General features: G+C 74.3%; 19 protein-coding genes. 14 read left to right on the plus strand and 5 right to left on the minus strand.

Annotation, left to right across the window (positions count from 1 at the left end; genetic code table 11):
- Nucleotides 1-137: 137 nt before the first annotated feature.
- The 5 genes from aroH to der all read left to right on the plus strand — a co-directional run bounded on the left by aroH (nucleotide 138) and on the right by der (nucleotide 4,690).
- The gene (aroH, locus tag ACIBIW_RS27470) at nucleotides 138-500 is read left to right on the plus strand and encodes a chorismate mutase (protein ID WP_399339744.1); all 363 of its coding nucleotides are present in this window, start codon (nucleotides 138-140) and stop codon (nucleotides 498-500) included.
- Nucleotides 497-1,591, plus strand: a complete 1,095-nt coding sequence (locus tag ACIBIW_RS27475) for a prephenate dehydrogenase (protein ID WP_399339745.1) — start codon at nucleotides 497-499, stop codon at nucleotides 1,589-1,591. The genes aroH and ACIBIW_RS27475 overlap by 4 nt, the downstream gene beginning before the upstream one ends.
- Nucleotides 1,592-1,744: 153 nt before the next feature.
- The gene (cmk, locus tag ACIBIW_RS27480) at nucleotides 1,745-2,464 is read left to right on the plus strand and encodes a (d)CMP kinase (RefSeq protein ID WP_399339746.1); all 720 of its coding nucleotides are present in this window, start codon (nucleotides 1,745-1,747) and stop codon (nucleotides 2,462-2,464) included.
- A gap of 56 nt (nucleotides 2,465-2,520) precedes the next feature.
- Nucleotides 2,521-3,141 carry a lysophospholipid acyltransferase family protein gene (locus ACIBIW_RS27485; RefSeq protein WP_399339937.1) on the plus strand — a complete coding sequence of 207 codons (621 nt, stop codon included), beginning with the start codon at nucleotides 2,521-2,523 and terminating at the stop codon, nucleotides 3,139-3,141.
- A 76-nt stretch (nucleotides 3,142-3,217) separates the two neighbouring features.
- The gene (der, locus tag ACIBIW_RS27490) at nucleotides 3,218-4,690 is read left to right on the plus strand and encodes a ribosome biogenesis GTPase Der (RefSeq protein WP_399339747.1); all 1,473 of its coding nucleotides are present in this window, start codon (nucleotides 3,218-3,220) and stop codon (nucleotides 4,688-4,690) included.
- Between the two features lie 18 nt (nucleotides 4,691-4,708).
- On the opposite strand, the gene ACIBIW_RS27495 is transcribed toward der, so the two are convergent.
- Nucleotides 4,709-5,113 (minus strand): hypothetical protein, encoded by a 405-nt coding sequence (locus ACIBIW_RS27495; protein ID WP_399339748.1) that lies wholly within the window; start codon nucleotides 5,111-5,113, stop codon nucleotides 4,709-4,711.
- A 116-nt stretch (nucleotides 5,114-5,229) separates the two neighbouring features.
- Nucleotides 5,230-6,084, minus strand: coding sequence for a hypothetical protein (locus ACIBIW_RS27500; RefSeq protein ID WP_399339749.1), 855 nt, complete (start codon nucleotides 6,082-6,084; stop codon nucleotides 5,230-5,232).
- A 498-nt stretch (nucleotides 6,085-6,582) separates the two neighbouring features.
- Here ACIBIW_RS27500 and ACIBIW_RS27505 point away from each other — a divergent pair, with 498 nt between their 5' ends.
- The 3 genes from ACIBIW_RS27505 (at nucleotide 6,583) to ACIBIW_RS27515 (ending at nucleotide 9,411) form a co-directional block, all read left to right on the plus strand.
- Nucleotides 6,583-7,845, plus strand: coding sequence for a glycosyltransferase (locus ACIBIW_RS27505; protein ID WP_399339750.1), 1,263 nt, complete (start codon nucleotides 6,583-6,585; stop codon nucleotides 7,843-7,845).
- Nucleotides 7,842-8,690, plus strand: coding sequence for a hypothetical protein (locus ACIBIW_RS27510; protein WP_399339751.1), 849 nt, complete (start codon nucleotides 7,842-7,844; stop codon nucleotides 8,688-8,690). The genes ACIBIW_RS27505 and ACIBIW_RS27510 overlap by 4 nt, the downstream gene beginning before the upstream one ends.
- Nucleotides 8,691-9,195: 505 nt before the next feature.
- Nucleotides 9,196-9,411 (plus strand): I78 family peptidase inhibitor, encoded by a 216-nt coding sequence (locus tag ACIBIW_RS27515; protein WP_399339752.1) that lies wholly within the window; start codon nucleotides 9,196-9,198, stop codon nucleotides 9,409-9,411.
- 41 nt (nucleotides 9,412-9,452) lie between these two features.
- On the opposite strand, the gene ACIBIW_RS27520 is transcribed toward ACIBIW_RS27515, so the two are convergent.
- Both ACIBIW_RS27520 and ACIBIW_RS27525 read right to left on the minus strand, forming a co-directional pair.
- Nucleotides 9,453-10,490 (minus strand): phosphatase PAP2 family protein, encoded by a 1,038-nt coding sequence (locus ACIBIW_RS27520; protein WP_399339753.1) that lies wholly within the window; start codon nucleotides 10,488-10,490, stop codon nucleotides 9,453-9,455.
- A 260-nt stretch (nucleotides 10,491-10,750) separates the two neighbouring features.
- A complete protein-coding gene (locus ACIBIW_RS27525) occupies nucleotides 10,751-11,938 on the minus strand; it encodes a hypothetical protein (RefSeq protein ID WP_399339754.1) in 1,188 nt (395 codons plus the stop codon).
- Between the two features lie 271 nt (nucleotides 11,939-12,209).
- Here ACIBIW_RS27525 and ACIBIW_RS27530 point away from each other — a divergent pair, with 271 nt between their 5' ends.
- The gene (locus ACIBIW_RS27530; RefSeq protein WP_399339755.1) at nucleotides 12,210-13,754 is read left to right on the plus strand and encodes an MFS transporter; all 1,545 of its coding nucleotides are present in this window, start codon (nucleotides 12,210-12,212) and stop codon (nucleotides 13,752-13,754) included.
- Nucleotides 13,755-13,826: 72 nt separating this feature from the next.
- Nucleotides 13,827-15,008, plus strand: a complete 1,182-nt coding sequence (locus ACIBIW_RS27535; RefSeq protein WP_399339756.1) for an acyl-CoA dehydrogenase family protein — start codon at nucleotides 13,827-13,829, stop codon at nucleotides 15,006-15,008.
- A gap of 51 nt (nucleotides 15,009-15,059) precedes the next feature.
- On the opposite strand, the gene ACIBIW_RS27540 is transcribed toward ACIBIW_RS27535, so the two are convergent.
- Nucleotides 15,060-15,500: a cell division protein SepF gene (locus ACIBIW_RS27540; RefSeq protein WP_399339757.1), complete on the minus strand. Its 441-nt coding sequence runs from the start codon at nucleotides 15,498-15,500 to the stop codon at nucleotides 15,060-15,062.
- A 323-nt stretch (nucleotides 15,501-15,823) separates the two neighbouring features.
- On the opposite strand from ACIBIW_RS27540, the gene ACIBIW_RS27545 reads away from it, so the two are divergent.
- The 4 genes from ACIBIW_RS27545 to kdpF all read left to right on the plus strand — a co-directional run bounded on the left by ACIBIW_RS27545 (nucleotide 15,824) and on the right by kdpF (nucleotide 19,067).
- A complete protein-coding gene (locus ACIBIW_RS27545) occupies nucleotides 15,824-17,182 on the plus strand; it encodes a DUF5685 family protein (RefSeq protein ID WP_399339939.1) in 1,359 nt (452 codons plus the stop codon).
- 440 nt (nucleotides 17,183-17,622) lie between these two features.
- On the plus strand, nucleotides 17,623-18,519 hold the full coding sequence (locus ACIBIW_RS27550) for a S1 family peptidase (RefSeq protein WP_399339758.1): 897 nt from the start codon (nucleotides 17,623-17,625) through the stop codon (nucleotides 18,517-18,519).
- 321 nt (nucleotides 18,520-18,840) lie between these two features.
- A complete protein-coding gene (locus tag ACIBIW_RS27555; RefSeq protein ID WP_399339759.1) occupies nucleotides 18,841-18,963 on the plus strand; it encodes a hypothetical protein in 123 nt (40 codons plus the stop codon).
- A gap of 20 nt (nucleotides 18,964-18,983) precedes the next feature.
- Nucleotides 18,984-19,067: a K(+)-transporting ATPase subunit F gene (gene kdpF / locus ACIBIW_RS27560; RefSeq protein WP_399339940.1), complete on the plus strand. Its 84-nt coding sequence runs from the start codon at nucleotides 18,984-18,986 to the stop codon at nucleotides 19,065-19,067.
- The last annotated feature ends 1 nt before the right edge of the window (nucleotide 19,068 follow it).

The following is a 19,068-nucleotide window of genomic DNA, read 5'->3' on the forward strand; positions in this document are numbered from 1 at the left end:
ATTCCGCCCCCCGGTCACCCCGGGCACGGCCGCCCGCGGCGAACTAGGCTGCCCACCGGTGTCCCGGCCCGCCCGTGGCGTGCGGGGACACCGGCGGGGGGCACACCAGCCCAGGGCACAGCCGAGGAGCGATCACCGTGGCCGTACGAGCGGTTCGTGGCGCCGTCCAGCTCGACCGGGACGACGCCGCCCACATGGACGAGCGGGTCGGGGAGCTGCTGAGGGCCGTGCTGGAGCGCAACGGGCTGACCGCCGACGACCTGATCAGCATCTGGTTCACGGCCACCCCCGACCTGCACAGCGCCTTCCCCGCCGCGGCGGCACGCGGCATCGGGCTGAGCGACGTGCCGCTGATCTGCGCCAGGGAACTCGACGTCGAGGGCGCCATGCCCCGGGTCGTCCGCCTCCTCGCCCACATCGAGACCGACACCCCACGCGCCGCCGTCACCCATGTCTACCTGGGCGCCGCCGCCGCACTGCGCAAGGACATCGCCCAGTGAGAACCGCACTCGTCATCGGCACAGGACTGATCGGCACCTCCGCCGCCCTCGCCCTCAGCGCGCACGGCGCCGAGGTCCACCTCGCCGACCACGACCCCCAGCAGGCACGCACCGCCGCCCAGCTCGGCGCCGGCACCCTGACCGCGCCCGCGGGCCCCGTCGACCTCGCGGTGGTCGCCGTGCCGCCCGCGCACGTCGCCGCCACCCTCGCCGAGGCGATGCGCGGGGGAGCGGCCCGGGCCTACCTCGACGTCGCCAGCGTCAAGGGCGGGCCGCTGCGGGAGCTGGAAGGCATGGGCGTGGACCGCGCACGGCTCGCCTCGTACATCGGCTCGCACCCCATGTCGGGCCGGGAGAAGTCCGGGCCGCTCGCCGCCACCGCCGACCTCTTCGAGGGCAGGCCCTGGGTGCTCACGCCGAGCCGGGAGACCGACACCGAGGTGCTGAACCTCGCGCTCGAACTCGTCGCCCTCTGCCGCGCGGTGCCCGTCGTCATGGACCCCGACGCCCACGACCGCGCCGTCGCCCTCGTCTCCCACATGCCGCACCTGGTCTCCAGCATGGTCGCCGCCCGGCTCGAACACGCCGACGAGGCCGCCGTACGCCTCTGCGGCCAGGGCATCCGCGACGTCACCAGGATCGCCGCCTCCGACCCCCGGATGTGGATCGACATCCTCTCCGCGAACCCGGCGCCCGTCGCCGACCTGCTCTCCGAGGTCGCCTCCGACCTCCAGGAGACCGTGCGCGCGCTGCGCGCCCTCGACTCCGCCGACCAGGACAAGCGCCTGGCGGGCACGGCGGGCATCCAGTCCATGCTCAGCCGCGGCAACGCCGGGCAGGTGCGGGTCCCCGGCAAGCACGGCACGGCGCCCGCCGCGTACGAGACCGTGGCCGTCCTCATCGACGACCAGCCGGGGCAACTGGCCCGTATCTTCGCCGACGCCGGGCTCGCCGGGGTCAACGTGGAGGACGTCCGCATCGAGCACGCCACCGGGCAGCAGGCAGGTCTCGTCGAGCTGATGGTCGTACCGCAGGCCGCCGCGGTCCTCAGCACCGCCCTGCGCGACCGCGGCTGGTCCATCCGCGCCTGACACCGGGGGCCGCGCGGGGCCCGGCCGCGGGGCCCCGGGCGGCCGTGCCCGCGGCGCGCAGGAGCCAGTAACCTGGTGCGGGGCGCGGCCTGTGCCCCGCACCAGGCAGCGCGGCCCCGTCACGCGCCCGCACCAGGAAGGTGTCCGTCCCCCGTGGAAACCCCGGCAACGGCAGTACCCGCCGCACCCGCCCCCCGGTCAGCACCGGCCGTGACCGTCGCCGTCGACGGCCCCTCGGGCACCGGCAAGTCGAGCACCTCGAAGGCCGTCGCGGCCCGGCTCGGCTTCCGCTACCTCGACACCGGGGCCCAGTACCGGGCGATCACCTGGTGGATGGTCAAGCACGGGGTCGACATCGCCGACCCGGCCGGGATCGCCGCCGCCGCGGGCAAGCCCGACATCGTCTCGGGCACCGACCCCGCCGCGCCCACGATCACCGTGGACGGCGTCGACGTCTCGGTGCCCATCCGCACTCCCGAGGTCACCGCCAAGGTCAGCGCCGTCAGCGCGGTGCCCGAGGTCAGGGCCCGTATCACCGGGATCCAGCGGTCCATCGCGGCCGCCGCGGACCTCGGCATCGTGGTCGAGGGCCGCGACATCGGCACGACCGTCCTGCCGGGCGCCGACGTGAAGATCTTCCTGACCGCGTCCCCCGAGGCCCGCGCCGCCCGCCGCAGCGGCGAGCTGGGCGGCGCCGACCTCGCCGGCACCCGCGAGGCCCTGGTCAAGCGGGACGCCGCCGACTCGGGACGCAAGACCTCGCCACTCGCCAAGGCCGCCGACGCCACCGAGGTCGACACCACGGAACTCACCCTCGACGAGGTCGTGGAGCGGGTCGTCGCGCTCGTCGGGGAGAAGCGGGCCGCGAAGTGAGCGACGCTCCCTCCGAGCGGGGCGCCGACATCGGCCGCAGGATCGGCGTCGGGCTGATGTACGGGCTGTGGCGGCCGCGGGTGCTCGGCGCCTGGCAGCTCCCGGCGGCGGGCCCGCTGATCATCGCCGTCAACCACTCCCACAACATCGACGGCCCCATGGTGATGGGCACCGCGCCGCGCCCCGTGCACTTCCTGATCAAGAAGGAGGCGTTCGTCGGACCGCTCGGCCCCTTCCTCGACGGCATCGGACAGCTCTCCGTCGACCGCGAGGGGACCGACCGCGGCGCCGTCACCCGCGCCCTCGGCGTCCTCGCCGACGGCGGTGTGCTCGGGATATTCCCCGAGGGCACCAGGGGCGAGGGCGACTTCGCCTCGCTGCGCGCCGGGCTCACCTACTTCGCGGTGCGCAGCGGCGCGCCCATCGTGCCCGTCGCCGTGCTCGGCAGCAGGGAGCGGCAGGGCCGCCTCGTCTCCGCGCTGCCGCCGCTGCGCTCCCGGGTGGACGTGGTCTTCGGCGCGCCGTTCCTCGCGGCCGAGCCCGGCGGGCGCCGTACAAGGACGGCCCTCGACGAGGCCACCGAGCGCATCAGGGAGCGGCTGACCTCGCACCTGGAGCGGGCCAGGCGCACCACCCGGCGGCCCGGGCGCGACAGGCAGGCGGCGCCCGGCGCCTGAGGGCTGCCACACTTCCCGTGGTGGCGGCGGCGCAGCCGCCCCACCGATCCCCTCCACCGAACGAGGTACGCACGTCATGAACGACCAGACCCCGCCCGAAGGCGGCCCCGCGCCCGAGCACGGCGCCCTGGGCGGAGCCGAGTTCGACGAGTTCGTGGAACTCGCGGCGGACGAGGGGTTCGACGCCGAGGAGGTCGAGGGCGCCATCGAGGCGGCGAGCCTCGGCCCGCTGCCCGTGCTCGCCATCGTCGGACGCCCCAATGTCGGCAAGTCGACCCTGGTGAACCGGGTGATCGGCCGCCGTGAGGCGGTCGTCGAGGACCGCCCGGGCGTCACCAGGGACCGGGTCACCTACGAGGCGGAGTGGTCGGGGCGCAGCTTCAAGGTGGTCGACACCGGCGGCTGGGAGCAGGACGTCCTCGGCATCGACGCCTCCGTCGCCGCCCAGGCCGAGTACGCGATCGAGGCGGCGGACGCGGTCGTCTTCGTCGTCGACGCGACGGTCGGCGCCACCGACACCGACGAGGCCGTGGTACGGCTGCTGCGCAAGGCGGGCAAGCCGGTGGTGCTCTGCGCCAACAAGGTCGACGGCCCGAGCGGCGAGTCCGACGCGGCCGCCCTGTGGGCCCTCGGCCTCGGCGAGCCGCACCCGGTCTCCGCGCTGCACGGCCGCGGCACAGGCGACATGCTCGACGCCGTCCTGGAGGTCCTGCCGACCGCGCCCAGGGAGACCTTCGGCGCGGCGCCCGGCGGCCCCCGCAGGGTCGCCCTGATCGGCCGGCCGAACGTCGGCAAGTCCTCGCTGCTGAACAAGGTGGCGAAGGAGGACCGGGTGGTCGTGGACCCGCTCGCGGGCACCACCCGCGACCCGGTCGACGAGCTGATCGAACTCGGCGGCAGGACCTGGAAGTTCATCGACACCGCCGGTATCCGCAAGCGGGTCCACCTCCAGCAGGGCGCCGACTACTACGCCTCCCTGCGCACCGCGGCCGCCGTGGAGAAGGCCGAGGTCGCGGTGGTGCTGATCGACGCGAGCGAGAGCATCAGCATCCAGGACCAGCGCATCGTCACCATGGCCGTCGAGGCGGGCCGGGCGCTGGTGCTGGCGTACAACAAGTGGGACACGCTGGACGAGGAGCGCCGCCACTACCTGGAGCGGGAGATCGAGACCGAGCTTGGCCAGGTCGCCTGGGCGCCCCGGGTGAATGTCTCGGCGCACACTGGGCGCCATATGGAGAAGCTGGTCCCGGCGATCGAGACCGCCCTGGAGGGCTGGGAGACCCGGGTGCCGACGGGGCGGCTCAACGCGTTCCTCGGGGAGCTGGTGGCGAGCCATCCGCACCCGGTGCGCGGCGGCAAGCAGCCCCGCATCCTCTTCGGCACCCAGGCGGGCACCAGGCCGCCCCGGTTCGTGCTGTTCGCCTCCGGCTTCCTTGAGGCGGGCTACCGCCGCTTCGTGGAGCGCAGGCTGCGCGAGGAGTTCGGCTTCGAGGGCACTCCCGTGCACCTGTCGGTGCGGGTGCGGGAGAAGCGGGGCCGCAGGAAGTAGCCGCGCGGGGCCGGCCGCTCAGGAGTCGCGCCGTCCCGGCGGCAGGACCGCGGGGACCAGATCGCCAGGGCCGTGCGGCGGGCCCGCCGGGTGCCAGCCGCCGGTGCCGTAGGCGTTCTCGCCGTGCCGGGGGGCTCCGGCGTGCCGGGCGCCGCCTGCGCGCCGCTGCTCGCCGTGGCCGAAGCCGCCCGCGCCGCCGTCCGAGCGGCCGGGCAGGCTGGAGAACGACGTGAACCCGAGGTCCTCCTCGCCGCTGCGGTCCCCAGGCAGCGCCTTGAACGCCCTGCGGTACTCCGCGTAGAGCGCGTCGTAGATGGGGGTCGTCGAGGGGTCGCCGGGGTGGCGCATGGCGGGGATCGGCGACTGGTGGGCGAAGCGGGGGGCCGGGTCGTATGTCTGCACGTACGTGCCCAACGACGGCATTCGTCCCAGGATGCGGGCCCGTGCCCGGATTCCCCGGGACGGGGCCGTGGGCGCGTGGGCGCGCGTGTGCGGCCCCGACGGCCGTCCGCCGGGGCCGGGTGGTGCCCGCGGTGGGATCAGGTGCCCGCCAGCGGCATCGTGGCCGCGACCAGGCGCCCCGAGGCGCAGGCGCGGTCGAGGGCGTCGCGCAGCAGGTCCTCGCGCGGCTGGTGGCCGATGGAGCCGACCGGCGCGGCCAGCACCAGCACCTGCTGGCGCTTGGTGGCGGCGGTCCGCCAGGCGTCGGTGACCTGGAGCGCCTGGTGCGCCTGCCACCAGGCGACGGGGGAGCCGCCGCCGGTCCCGGGCTGGAGCACCGCGTGCAACTGGCCCATGGCGAGCAGCACCGACCAGCCGTGCAGCACGGGGGGCACGGTGTTCACATCGCTGAGCGGCACGAAGCCCTGTTCGATCAGCAGGGGCAGGAAGTCGTCGCCAGGTCCCTCGGTGCCCGGTCGCGCGATCGGCCCTGTCGGCTCGACGACCAGGGCGGGGTGCAGCTCCCGCTCCACGAGGACGAGGCCGCTCGTCACCCCGAGCACGGCCTGCCGCGGCGCGGGCCGCGGCACCTGCTGCTGCTCGGGGGCGGGAGCAGGGGCCTGCACGGGGGCCGGGGCCGCGTGCGCGGGCGCGGCGGCCGGGGGCGGGGCGCCCGCGCCGCCGGTGATGGAGCGCACGGCCCCCTGAAGCTGCTCCTCGGTGACCTGGACGACCTGGGAGGGCAGGCAGGTCGCGTGGGCGAAGGCGAGCACGGCGGTCTCGTCGCCGACGAACAGGACCGTACTGGTGCGTTCCTGCTCCGAGTCGCCCGGGGTGCGGCAGGAGGTGCAGTCGTAACTGCCCGGGGCGTTGTCTCCGGCGAGCAGCCGGTCGGCTTCATCGTCGCCGATCTCGGCGCGTACGTCGTCGCTGACGTCGAGCATGCGCGGCACGGGGTGGCTCCTCGGGGATCGGTGGTGCGGGCGGGCGGCGGTCGCCCGGCCATGGGCCGGGCGGCTCCCGGCTCATGAACTGGACAACGGAGAGCCGCCGCGTCGGTCACGCCCGGGGGCGAACGGAATCGAACCATCCGTCCTGCCGTGCGAGGAGTGTCGGCATACCCCGCGTGCCGGGCGGTCCGGGCCGGTCCCGCGCACGTCACGGCGGGGAAACCCGAGGTGGGCCGCCATACGAGGGGTCCGCGAACCCCGATTCACAAATCGACAAATTTCCACATTCCCGCATAAAATAGATGACCGAAAATCGTTGCCCCGCCGCACGGGCCCCGAGTGCCTTCGCGGGCTCCAGGTTCCCTCCCGTCCCTATCGATGGCGCAACCGTTCGAGAACGACCCGGTCATGCGCCCAACCCCACGCCCGCCGCCGAGGTCTTGCCTGGGGAAGGCGGCCGGGTACCGGACGATCGCGCGCCAGTGCGAGAAGCGGAGCGGTATGCACATCTCGTTCCTCATCCACAACGCGTACGGCATCGGGGGCACCATCCGGGCGACGGGCACCCTCGCCGCCACCCTCGCGCAGCAGCACGACGTGGAGATCGTCTCCGTCTTCCGGCACCGCGACGCCCCCGCCCTGCCGCCCGGCCAGGGGGTGCGGCTCTCGCACCTCGTCGACGTGCGCGCGACGGGCGGCGACGCGGGGCACCCCGACCACCGCCGCCCGTCGCGGGCGTTCCCGCGCGGGGACGGGCGTTACCCGCAGTACAGCGCCCTCACCGACCGCCGCGTCGCCGCGTATCTGCGCGCCCTTGAGGCGGACGTGGTGGTGGGGACGCGGCCGGGGCTCAATGTCCAGATCGCCCGCGGCGCCGGGCGCGGCCCGGTGCTGGTGGGCCAGGAGCACCTGACCCTCGACGGGCACTCCCGCGCGCTGCGCGCCCAACTGCGCGCCGCCTACCCTGGGCTCGACGCGCTCACTACGACCACCCGCGCCGACGCCGCCGCCTACCGCGCCAGGCTCGGGCTGCCGGGCGTCCGGATCGAGCCGCTGCCGGGCTCGGTGCCCGCGCCCTGTGTGGCGCCCGCGGACGGCACCGGCCGGTGGGTGGTGGCGGCGGGCAGGCTCACCCCGGTCAAGCGTTACCCGCTGCTGGTCAGGGCCTTCGACACGGTACGCGCGCGGCGGCCCGACTGGCGGCTGCGCATCTACGGCACCGGTGAGCAGCACGACGAGCTGCGCCGCCTCGTGGACCGCCTCGGGCTCTACAACCACGTCTTCCTGATGGGGCCCGCGGCCCCGATGGAGTCCGAGTGGATCAAGGGCTCCATCGCGGCCGTCACCTCGCGCGCGGAGTCGTTCGGGATGACCATCGTCGAGGCCATGCGCTGCGGCCTCCCGGTGGTCGCCACCGACTGTCCTCTCGGACCCGCCGAGATCATCGAGCACGGCGTCGACGGCCTGCTGGTCGAGGTCGACAGCGCCGACGCCGTCGCGCACGGGCTGCTCACCCTCATCGACGACGACGCGCTGCGGCAGCGGATGGCCGCCGCGGCCCGCGCACACGCCGCGCGCTTCGACCCCGGCACCGTCGCCGAGCGCTGCGCCGCGCTCTTCACCGACCTGCGGTCCCACGGCGGCGCCCGGCAGCGCCCCGGGCCCCGCGCGTCCCTGCACCGCACCACCGCCACCTTTTACGGCGGCCTGCTCGCGGCGCGGGCCACGGCCCGTACCGCCCTCGGAAAGGGGCGCACCGCATGACGTCCGTGGCGAACCCGCCCGGCGGGCGCAGACCCGGCGCCGCGCGGCGCGGCCCGCACGCCGACTGCGTGGCCGACAGCGCCGGGGGCATCACCTTCGACATCACCGACGGCGCCGCCCTCGGCGAGGGCTCGCACGTCCTGCTGCGGCTGCGCGGCGCCCCCGACCCCGGGCAGGAGGTACGGCTGCCGCTGACCCCCGCGGGGGACGGCAGGCTCAGGGCGGCGCTGCCGGGCAGCGTGGCGCTCGCCGAGGGCCGCTGGGACGCCTATGTGACGGCGCCCGGCGCGGGCCCCGTGCGCCTCGCACCGGGCGTGGGCGACCTGCGCTCGCTCGTCGACCGGATACCGGCCGGCGACCGGGGCCCCATCGCCGTCCGCATCCCGTACCCCACCGCGCAGGGTCACCTGTCCGTGCGCTGCTGGCACAGGAGCCTGCACGCGGAGGCGGGGGAGCTGCTGGTCGGGGACGGCACCCTGACCGTGCACGGCCGGGTGTACGGCACCGTGCTCACCGACGCCGCCCACCTGGAGCTGCGCGCCCGCCGCCCCAGCAGGTCGGTGCTGCGCCCGGGGGGCTGCGCGGTCGTGGGGGAACGATTCTCCTGCACCATCGGATACGGGCCGCTGGCCGCGGAGCCGGGCGTCTGGGACCTGTGGCTGCGGCCGGACGGCGAGGCGGGCCCCCGGGTGCGGGTGGCGCGCCTCCTCGACGACGTCGCCGACAAGAAGACCGTCTTCACCTACCCCACCGTGACCCTCCCGGGCCCGCGCGGCCCGGTGGACGCGGGCCCGTACTACACGCTCGACAACGACCTGGCGATACGGGTCGCGGAGCGCGGCTGAGCCCGCGCCGGAGCGCCGCGGGGCCCGAGCCCGGCGCCGCCCGCCTCACACGGCGGCCCCGGCGCCCGTCCGTTCACCGCGCCGTAACGTTCCGCCGCAGGGGGCCGCCGGGGCCCGTCCGACGCCGTGGTTACTCTTCCGTAGATGTGGAATTCTTGTGCTCCCGGCGCTTTTCGGACAGTCCGGCATCGCCCGATGTAAGCGGGGGATCAGTGCCGCGGCTACCCGCGTCACTTTCTCGGGAGGGCCGTTCCGCTTTCCCCGGCGGGCCTTCGGGACCACGGTCCGATTATCCGATGCGGTGGCTCCGGCAAAACGCGGGAACAAAGCGCGGTGCGAGGCCGAAAGGGCGCGCGAATTCCGGTGCCGCGAGGGTTGTGTGCCGTGACAGAAGCGTGACAGGACGGGGACCGGTCACACAAGGTGGCGGCGGCCGGACGGGTGCGGGGCGCCACGGGCGCCGTCGCGGCTTCCATGATCCCGCCGGGGCGCTTACCGTGACGCCATGGCACCCATTCCGAAGCCCGTCCCGGAGCCCGAGGACAACACCGACGCCTATGTGGGGCTCGACGCCGCGGACGCCGAGCGCCGCGCGCGCGAGCGCGGCTGGACGACCGTGCGCTCGCTGCCGCCCGGCACGGTGATCACCATGGAATACCGCCAGGGCCGCCTCAACTTCGAGGTCGAGGAGGGCGCCGTACGGCGCTGCTGGCGGGGCTAGCCCCGCCAGCGGGGCGCGCGCCCGTGGCGGCAGCCGCGCTGTCAGCGCGCCGGTGAGGTGGTCGGGCGTGAGGGGCGGTCGCCGTGCGGCGGGCGGCGCGTTCCGGCTCCCGCGCGCGGGGTGACCGGGGTCCGCTCCGTGCGGGACGGCGCGTGCGCTCCCGGCGGGGGCGCCTGGTGGTGGCCCCCCGCCGTCCTGCCGGACGCCGCGGGCCGCAGGGGTACGACCGGTTCGAGCCGGGGCCCCCCGTCGTCCTCCACGGCGGTCGCGGGTGCGGCCGGGGCGGGTCCCGCGGGCGCCGCCGCCCCCGGGGCCTTGGTGCCGCGGTCGCGCCACATGTCCCGCAGCCGGAACAGCCAGGTCTCGGTGCGCGCGATCAGCGGTTCGAGCCAGGGCAGCGCCAGCAGGACGAGCAGGCCCGCGGCCCAGCCGAGCACCACGTCGCTCAGCCAGTGCGTACCGAGGTAGACGGTGGTGAGGCCGACGCCGAGCGCCAGCGCGGCCGAGCCGGCCGACAGATAGCGCCTGGCGCGCGGGGTGGAGGCCAGATAGGCGAGTATCCCCCAGGTCACGACCGCGTTGGCGGTGTGCCCCGAGGGGAATATGTCGCCGCCGCTCCACATCTCGTTGGACCCGATCACGGTCGCGTAGTGCGGGCCGAGGCGGCCCATGCCGATCTTCGCGGCGCCCACGGTGGCGTTGAGCAGCAGCAGCGCGGCGCCCAGGGTCAGCAGCGGGCGCAGCGTGTGCTGGCGCCAGGAGCGCCAGCCGAGCCAGGCGGCGACCATCACGGCGGTCGGGCCGCGCTGGCCGAGAACCACGTAGTAGTCGAGGAAGGCGTGCACCGACGGCCACTGCTGGTAGGGCCGGAAGAACATGACCTCCCAGTCGAAGCTCACCACCCAGGTCGTGGTCACCACGGCCCACACCATGACGAGGTAGAAGGCCAGGGTCGCGCAGAGCAGCACGACCCGGTGCCGGCTCATCGTGGGCACATCCAGATGGGCCGGTCGCTCCGGCTCACGGTCCAGCCGGGCGAAGACCCGGTCAAGACGGGTGAGGGTTCGTTCGGTACGCACTCAATCGACGCTACAGGGAGTGAGGTGGAAAGCCGATCGAAACCACGGGTTTGTGATGACGATGTGATGTGGGATTGCTCTCAACTGGCGGCTAATTCAAGGGGCATTCGCAATCGGCCGATGTGCTTCTCGTTCAATTCTATGGGTGGTCCTTATGGGTGTTTTATGGGCAGGTTGAATTCTGTTCACCGGGCGTGTGTTCGTTATTTTCCTGGCGCTCATACGTGATCTTGGCCGGGTCCGCGCGGGTCCGCCCGGGGTCAGGGCGGCCCCGAACCCAGAAGCCAGAACGCGCCGTATACGGCGGAGAGCGCCGTCAGCGTCCCCAGCACCGCCGCCGACCTGCCGGGACGCGCCCGTGCCAGCGCGACGGCGGCCGGCAGCAGCAGCGGGAAGGCCGGCAGCAGCAACCGCGGTTTCGAGCCGAAGTAGCCCCGTGCGCACAGCGCGAGTACCACGACGAGGCCGCAGTACACCCACAGCGCGGGCGGCTGCCCCCCGCGCAGACACCTCGCGTACACCCAGACCACCAGCGCCACGCCCGCGACGAGGGCGAGCCCCGCGAACACCGAAGGGAACCCGGCGAGACGAGCCCCGGCGAACCGGGCGAAGGCCGCGCCGCCGTCGAAGCCGTTGCCCCACTGCGCCTGGACGTCGAGGTAGCCGAGGAGGCCGCCCCCGGTGCGGTGCCCCACCCAGAGCACGAAGCCCGCCGCGCCCAGCGGCGCCAGCACCGCGCCCGCCGCCATCCGCCACCGCTCGCCCCGGTCCGCGGGGCGCTCCCGCACCCACACCAGGGCCACCGTCGCCCACACCGCGGCCGCGGCCGCGAGCCCCACGGGCCTGGTCAGGCCCGCGAGGCAGGCCAGCAGGCCCGCGGCAGGCCAGCGCCGGGCCAGCGCCGCGTACAGCGTCCACGCGGCGAGCGCGGTGAACAGCGACTCGCTGTACGCCATGGACTGCACCACGCCCACCGGCACCGCCGCCCACAGCACCGCCGCGCAGACCCCGGCCCGCCGCCCGTACAGCAGGTCGGCCACCGCGAAGACGCCCCACCCCGCGGCGAGCGAGCCGAGCGCGGCGACCAGAAGCCCGGTGTCGGCGGCGGACAGCGGGGTCAGGGCGGCGCCCAGCCGTTCCAGCCAGGGCAGCAGCGGGAAGAACGCGTAGTTCGTGTGCACGGTGCCGTCCGGCAGCACCACCCGCCAGCCGTAGCCGTGCTCGGCGACCCGGGTGTACCAGAGGGAGTCCCAGCGCGCCGCGAGGAGCTGGTGCGGGCTGCGCCCCGCCGCCGCGCACCACACCGCGAGGACCGCGGCGCCGAGCGCCCGCACCGCGGCCACCCCCAGCAGCGCGGGCGCCGCGTGCCGCAGCGCGTCCAGCGGGCCCCCGGCGGGCCGCCGGGCGGCGGCGGGCGCCCCGTCCCGGCGTTGATCAAGATCGGTCACGCGCTCGATTATCTGTGTTCACACCCGCCCCCGGCGCCGTTCACGGAAACGACGCGGCGCCCGGCCGCCCGCCGGCCCCCGAGAACTGTGGCGCATACCACACCCTCCGGGCTCAACCGTCACAAGTGCACCACAAGTCACCCCGCGACCGTCGCGTACGCTGGCCGCTCATCCGCCCGTCGCCGCCGGTCATGCGCCCGTTCACCGCACCGCGGCGCCGGAACACGCACCGGGGCCCCGGAGTCCCGAGGGCCGACCGGGAGGTGACCTGATGTCCGGGACGATGACGGCCGCCACGCGCGCCGCCACCGCGCACGGGTCCCGCGGGCGGCGGCCGGAGGAGCGCCGCTGGCTCGTCCTCCTCGTGCTCTGCTCCAGCCTGCTGCTGGTCGCGCTCGACGCCACCGTGCTGCATGTGGCGGTCCCCGCCGTCACCCGCGACCTGCGCCCGAGCGGCACCCAACTGCTGTGGATCGTCGACGTCTACCCGCTGGTCTGCGCCTCGCTGCTGATCCTCTTCGGCACCCTCGGCGACCGCGTCGGCCGCCGCCGGGTGCTGCTGCTCGGCTACGCGCTCTTCGGCGCCGCGTCCGCCGTCGCCGCCTTCGCGGACGGCCCCGCGCTGCTCATCGGGGCGCGCGCCCTGCTCGGCGCGGGCGGCGCGATGATCATGCCCGCGACGCTCTCCATCCTGCGGCAGGTCTTCCCCGACCGGCGCGAGCGCGCCGTCGCCATCGGGGTGTGGAGCGCGGTGGCCGCGGTGGGCGCCGCGGTCGGGCCGCTGCTCGGCGGATTCCTGCTCGAACACTTCTGGTGGGGCTCGGTCTTCCTGGTCAACGTCCCCCTGATGCTGCTCAGCATCCCCGCGGGCCGCCGTCTGCTGCCCGAGTCACGCGGCGGGACCGAGGGCGCCTGGGACGTGCTGGGCGCGCTGCTGGCCGCCGGAGGGCTGTTCTGCCTGGTGCTGTGCGTCCAGCGGCTCGGCGGGCGTGCCGCGCCCCTGGGGCCCTCGGTACTGCTGCCGCTGCTGTGCGGCGCCGCGCTGCTCACCGCCTTCGTACGCCGCCAGCGCGGCCGGGCGCGGCCCCTGGTGGACCTGGCGCTGTTCGCAAGGCCCGCGTTCGGCGCCTCCGTGGGCTGCATCGTGGTGGCGATGCTGGCGCTGGTCGGCCTCGAACTCGTCGCCGCCCAGTACCTCCAGCTCGTCCTCGGGCTCTCCCCGCTCGACACGGGGCTGCGGCTGCTGCCGCTGACCGTGGCCGCCATGGCAGCGGGGCTCGTCGGCGCCGTCCTGCTGCGGGGGCTGGGGCCCCGCGCCATGGTCGCGCTCGGCTTCTTCCTCACCGCCTCCGCCGTCGCCGGGCTCACGGCGATGGGCGACCACGACAACCCCCCGCTGCTGCTCGGCGGCTTCGTCGTGCTCGGCTTCGGCCTGGAGACCACCCTCTTCGGCGCCTACGAGTCCATGCTGAACGAGGCGCCGCCCGAGACGTCCTGCGCGGCCGCCGCCATCGGCGAGACCTCGTACCAGCTCGGCGCGGGGCTCGGCATCGCGCTCCTCGGCAGCGTGATGAACGCCGCGTACGCCCCCGGGGTCGGCGCGGCGCCCGGGGTCCCCGAGGCCGCGCGGAGCGGCGCGGCGCGCTCGCTGGGGGAGGCGTACGAGATCGCCGGGCGGCTCGGGCCCGGTCCCGGCGCGGCGCTGCGGGCCGCGGCACGCGCGTCGTTCGTCCACGGGCTCCATGTGACGCTGCTGGTCAGCGCCGCTCTGCTGCTCGTGGGCGCACTGGTGGCGCTGCGGCTGCCGCGCCGCTGAGCACCGCCGCCCACCCCGCGGGGGAGGCCCGTGCGCCGGGCCGCGCGGGGGCCGGTGATAGTTTCCGTGACCATGACCGAGCGCACCGTCTTCGACCCGGCCGACCCCCTCGGCCTCGACGACCTGCTCACCGACGACGACCGCGCCATCCGCGCCACCGTCCGCGAGTGGGCGGCCGACCGGGTGCTGCCGCACGTCGCCGGGTGGTACGAGCGCGGCGAACTGCCCGGCGCCAGGGAACTGGCGAGGGAGCTGGGCGCGCTGGGCGCGCTCGGGATGTCGCTGACCGGTTACGGCTGCGCGGGCGCGAGCGCCGTGCAGTACGGCCTCGCCTGCCTGGAGCTTGAGGCCGCGGACTCCGGCATCCGCTCGCTGGTGTCGGTGCAGGGCTCCCTCGCCATGTACGCGATCCACCGCTTCGGCTCCGAGGAGCAGAAGCGGCGCTGGCTGCCGCCGATGGCCGCGGGCGAGACGATCGGCTGCTTCGGCCTCACCGAGCCCGACCACGGCTCCGACCCGGCGAACATGCGCACCGCGGCGCGCCGCGACGGCACCGACTGGGTCCTCGACGGGCGCAAGATGTGGATCACCAACGGCTCGATCGCCGGGGTCGCGGTGGTGTGGGCGGGCACCGAGGACGGCATCAGGGGCTTCCTCGTCCCGACGGACACCCCGGGGTTCTCGGCCCCCGAGATCCACCACAAGCTGTCCCTGCGGGCCTCGGTGACCAGCGAACTCGTCCTCGACGGGGTACGGCTGCCGGCCGACGCGGCGCTGCCCGAGGCCCGTGGCCTCCGCGGGCCGCTGAGCTGTCTGAGCCACGCACGCTACGGGATCGTGTGGGGCGCCATGGGCGCCGCCCGCGCCTGCTTCGAGACCGCCCTCGACTACGCACGCACCCGGGAGCAGTTCGGCCGCCCCATCGGCGGCTTCCAACTGACCCAGGCGAAGCTGGCGGACATGGCGCTCGAACTGCACAAGGGCATCCTGCTCGCCCACCACCTCGGCAGGCGCATGGACGCGGGCCGGATCAGGCCGGAGCAGATCAGCTTCGGCAAGCTGAACAACGTGCGCGAGGCCATCGACATCTGCCGCACCGCCCGTACGGTGCTGGGCGCCAACGGGATCTCCCTGGAGTACCCCGTGATGCGGCACGCGACCAACCTGGAGTCGGTGCTCACGTACGAGGGCACGGTGGAGATGCACCAACTGGTGCTGGGCAAGGCGCTCACCGGCATCGACGCCTTCCGGTAGCCGCGCTTCCCAGGGGTGGGACCCGGCGCGGCGGCCGGTGAGCGGCCTTGCCTAGCTCTGGTTGAAGAAGCCGTCGCCGCCGTGGGAGGTCTGCCTGGTGTTGACGATCTGGGTGTCGGCGGGCGTGAGCAGGAACACACGGTTGGCGACGCGGTCGATGGAGCCGCGCAGCCCGAAGATGAGGCCGGCCGCGAAGTCCACCACGCGCTTGGCGTCGGCGGCGTCCATCGCGGTGAGGTTCATGATGACGGGCACGCCGTCGCGGAACATCTCCCCGATGGCGCGCGCGTCCCGGAAACTGTCCGGGGTGATGGTGCCGATCCGGCGGCCGCGCTCGGCCGCGGACTCGTCCGCCACTCTGACCCGGGGGTCGGTGACCCACGCACCGCTGGTGCTCTCGGGCCCGTCCTCCTCGTAGCCGTCGTAGTAACGGTCGTCATCGTTGTCGTCGACGAGGCCAAGCCAGGCACTCGCCTTGCGCACCGATCCCATGGACGCCTCCTCTCCCAGCGGTCTTGCTGCGATCCGCAATCCCTATGGTTGTCCATGATGCGGATGACGCGCCAAGGGGATAGTCGCCGCGCGGGCTTTTCGTGACGGTACTGAAGCACACGTTCCCGCTGCGGGCCTTGATACTCAAGGGTCTTTCCGTGCGCGACTGCTGACTGTGAGTGAAATATTATTCTTCGCGGCGTCCGAGTGACGGTCGGAGCGTCCGGGTGAACGCCCCGGTGAGTACGATGCCGCAGGTGGCACGGCTGGTGCCGGTGAAGCGGGGCCCGGGCGCCGAAGCGGCCGCGGGTACGGGGGTTCATATGTTCGGGATAGTCAGGCCGTGTACGCATGTGCTCGGTGACGAGTTGAAGACGCAGTGGATGGCGCACCTGTGCGGGCTCTGCCTCGCACTGCGCGGCGATCACGGACAGCTCGCGCGGGTGGTGACGAACTACGACGGACTGCTCGTCTCGGTGTTGACGGAGGCTCAGCGCGGCCCGGCCGACGGCGCGCGCCGCAAGGCGGGCCCCTGTCCGCTGCGCGGTATGCGCACCGCGTCGGTCGCCAAGGGGGAGGGGGCCAGGCTGGCCGCCGCGGTCTCGCTCGTCCTCGCCGCCGCCAAGGTGCGCGACCACGTCGCCGACGGCGACGGGGTGCTGGCGCGCCGCCCGGCCGCCGCGGCGGCCCGCAGGCTCGCCGAGAGCTGGGGGAGGGCGGGGGAGCGCTCGGGCGCCGCGGTCGGCTTCGACACCTCCGTGCTCGTCGAGGCCGTGGACCGGCAGCTCGGCATCGAGGAGTTGGCGGGCCCCGGCACCCCGCTGCTCACCGTCACCGAGCCCACCGAGACCGCCACCGCGGCCGCCTTCGCGCACACCGCCACGCTCGCGGGGCGCCCGGCCAACGCCGCCCCGCTCGCCGAGGTCGGCAGGCTCTTCGGGCGGCTGGCCCATCTCCTCGACGCCGTCGAGGACCTGGAGGCCGACGCGGAGTCGGGGGCCTGGAACCCGCTCGCCGCCACCGGCACCTCCCTCGACGAGGCCCGCAGGCTCGCCGACGACGCGCTGTACGGCATCCGGCTCGCGCTGAAGGACGTCGAGTTCCACCGCGGCCGCGGCAGGAGGGGCGACGGCGCCCGGCTCGCCCATGTGCTGCTCGTCCACGAGCTGCGCCGCTCGGTCGACCGCGCCTTCGGCACCTCGACCTGCTCCCACCAGGGCCACGGCGCCCACCAGCCCGGCCCCTACGCGCCCCCGCCCCAGCAGCCCGGCGGCCCCTATCCGCCCCAGCAGCCGGGCCCGTACGGGCAGCCGAACCCGTACGCCCAGCCGGGCCCGCCCCCGCAGCCCGTGGGTCCCGCGCCCGGCGGGCCGCGCCGCCACGACGGCGGTGACGGCGGCGGCGACGGCGGGGGCGGTGGCGGTGGTGGCGGCGACCGGGGCAACTGGGGCAACGGCGGCCGCCATCCGCAGCGCCGGGGCCTGATACCGGGCTGCTTCGTGGCCGTCGGGCTCTGCTGCTCCTGCAAGCTCTGCTGTGCCTCGGAGTACGAGGGCGCGTGGTCCCGGCAGCGGCACGAGGGGTTCTGCCGGGACTGCGACTGCGACTGCTGCGACTGCTGCAACGGGTGCGACTGCCCGTGCGACGGCTGTGACTGCTGCGACTGCGGCTGCGACTGCTGAGCCCCGTCCGCACGCGGCTCGCGGGGGTGAACGTGCCCGGGCGGCGGGACCGTTGGGCGCGGTCCTGGAGGGGCCGTGGCCCCTACGGGGCAGGGGGCGCCCTGCGCAAGACCGCGCCCGGGGACGTGGCGTGATCGGGTCCGGGGCGGGACGGCGCGCGGTGGATACCCCATTGGACGCACCCGCACCACACGCACGGATGATCACATAAACACCGGACGTGGACGCAAAGGCGCAGGCCGGGCTCGGGAGACGGGGCGTCAGATCTGCGCAGACGGCCGAAAGGCGCCCTTGTGCGGGCTCGCGGGCAAACAAATACTCCCCAACAGCGCTTGTCAGGAGCACGGCGTGTTCGGAGTACGGACACGCCCCCTTCCTGGCTGCGCCTCACGGACCCCACCCCACACGGGCCCCCGACTTCCCCCAGGAGGGAACGAGCAGTGAGGATCAAGCGCAACACCCCCCGCAGTGGTATTGCTAGACGCACCCGGCTGACCGCCGCGGCCACCGGCATCGTGGCGGCCGCCGCGATCGTCGTCCCGGCCGCCGCGAACGCGGACGACGGTGCGACCACCTACTCCGCGTCCCAGCTCGCCGCGGCGAGCACCGCCGTGCTCAAGGCCGACGTCCCCGGCACGGCCTGGGCCACGGACCAGAAGACGGGCGAACTCGTCGTCACCGCCGACAGCACCGTCTCCAACGCCGAGATCGCCAAGCTGAAGGACGCCGCGGGCACCAACGCGGGCGCCCTGCGCATCGAGCACACCCCCGGCAAGTTCAGCAAGCTGATCTCCGGCGGCGACGCCATCAACACGAGCGGCTGGCGCTGCTCCCTCGGCTTCAACGTGCGCAGCGGCAACACTTACTACTTCCTGACCGCCGGGCACTGCACCGACGGCGCGGGTAGCTGGTCCTCCGCGTCCGGCCAGCTCCTCGGCCAGACCGCCGGCTCCAGCTTCCCCGGCAACGACTTCGGCATCGTCCAGTACACCGGCTCCGCCAGCCACGAAGGCACGGTGGGCAGCCAGGACATCACCAGCGCCGCCACCCCGTCGGTCGGCAGCACGGTGTACCGCCGCGGCTCCACCACCGGTACCCACAACGGCCGGGTGACCGCCCTCAACGCCACCGTGAACTACGGCAACGGCGAGATCGTGAGCGGCCTCATCCAGACCACGGTCTGCGCCGAGCCCGGCGACTCCGGCGGCCCGCTCTACAACGGCACCACCGCCTACGGCCTGACGTCCGGTGGCAGTGGCAACTGCACCTCGGGCGGCCAGACCTTCTTCCAGCCGGTCACCGAGGCCCTGAGCGCGTACGGCGTCAGCGTCTACTGACGCCCGCCCGTCCCTGCGCGCCACCGGCCAGCGGCCGCCCCCGCCGTGCGCACGGCGGACCCCTGGCGCCCCTGAGCCGTCGAGCCCCCGTACGCCGCGGACGTACGGGGGCTCACCCATGTCCGCGCACGCCCCCGCGGGCAGATTCACCCCCCTTTTTTTTCTGCCTTTCGGGGGCCGACACGCCCGCCGGCATCACATTCCGGCCGCGTATCGGCCGCCGATTTCGTCAGAGATGCGTCAAGAGAGTCCCCTGTGCCGTATGGGAGGTGTCAACAAAGGCCATAAAGGGTTCGGAACGGGGTTTCCTCGACTTCGCAGATGTTCATCCCATCCGAACACTTCATTCAGGAGCCCCCGATGGCCGACGTGGCCTTCGTCGTCACCGTGATCGCGGTCTTCGCGCTGGTGGCATGTGTCGCGAAGGGGGTGACGAAACTGTGAGCGCCGCACTCGTGAGGGACATCGAGAACGTGGCCGGCCTCGTGGTGGCCGTCGCCCTGCTGGTTTATCTCGTCCTCGCCCTCGTGCGTCCGGAGAAATTCTGAG

It is taken from the genome of Streptomyces sp. NPDC050560 (assembly GCF_044457285.1).
Taxonomy (GTDB): Bacteria; Actinomycetota; Actinomycetes; order Streptomycetales; family Streptomycetaceae; genus Streptomyces.

Excerpts from the sequence above, each read along its gene's own strand:
- ACIBIW_RS27485 (WP_399339937.1), top strand. The coding sequence starts at position 2,521 with ATGTACGGGCTGTGGCGGCCGCGGGTGCTCGGCGCCTGGCAGCTCCCG.
- der (WP_399339747.1), top strand. The coding sequence starts at position 3,218 with ATGAACGACCAGACCCCGCCCGAAGGCGGCCCCGCGCCCGAGCACGGC.
- ACIBIW_RS27495 (WP_399339748.1), bottom strand. The coding sequence starts at position 5,113 with ATGCCGTCGTTGGGCACGTACGTGCAGACATACGACCCGGCCCCCCGC.
- ACIBIW_RS27505 (WP_399339750.1), top strand. The coding sequence starts at position 6,583 with ATGCACATCTCGTTCCTCATCCACAACGCGTACGGCATCGGGGGCACC.
- ACIBIW_RS27510 (WP_399339751.1), top strand. The coding sequence starts at position 7,842 with ATGACGTCCGTGGCGAACCCGCCCGGCGGGCGCAGACCCGGCGCCGCG.
- ACIBIW_RS27515 (WP_399339752.1), top strand. The coding sequence starts at position 9,196 with ATGGCACCCATTCCGAAGCCCGTCCCGGAGCCCGAGGACAACACCGAC.
- ACIBIW_RS27530 (WP_399339755.1), top strand. The coding sequence starts at position 12,210 with ATGTCCGGGACGATGACGGCCGCCACGCGCGCCGCCACCGCGCACGGG.
- ACIBIW_RS27535 (WP_399339756.1), top strand. The coding sequence starts at position 13,827 with ATGACCGAGCGCACCGTCTTCGACCCGGCCGACCCCCTCGGCCTCGAC.
- ACIBIW_RS27540 (WP_399339757.1), bottom strand. The coding sequence starts at position 15,500 with ATGGGATCGGTGCGCAAGGCGAGTGCCTGGCTTGGCCTCGTCGACGAC.
- ACIBIW_RS27545 (WP_399339939.1), top strand. The coding sequence starts at position 15,824 with ATGTTCGGGATAGTCAGGCCGTGTACGCATGTGCTCGGTGACGAGTTG.
- ACIBIW_RS27555 (WP_399339759.1), top strand. The coding sequence starts at position 18,841 with ATGTTCATCCCATCCGAACACTTCATTCAGGAGCCCCCGATGGCCGAC.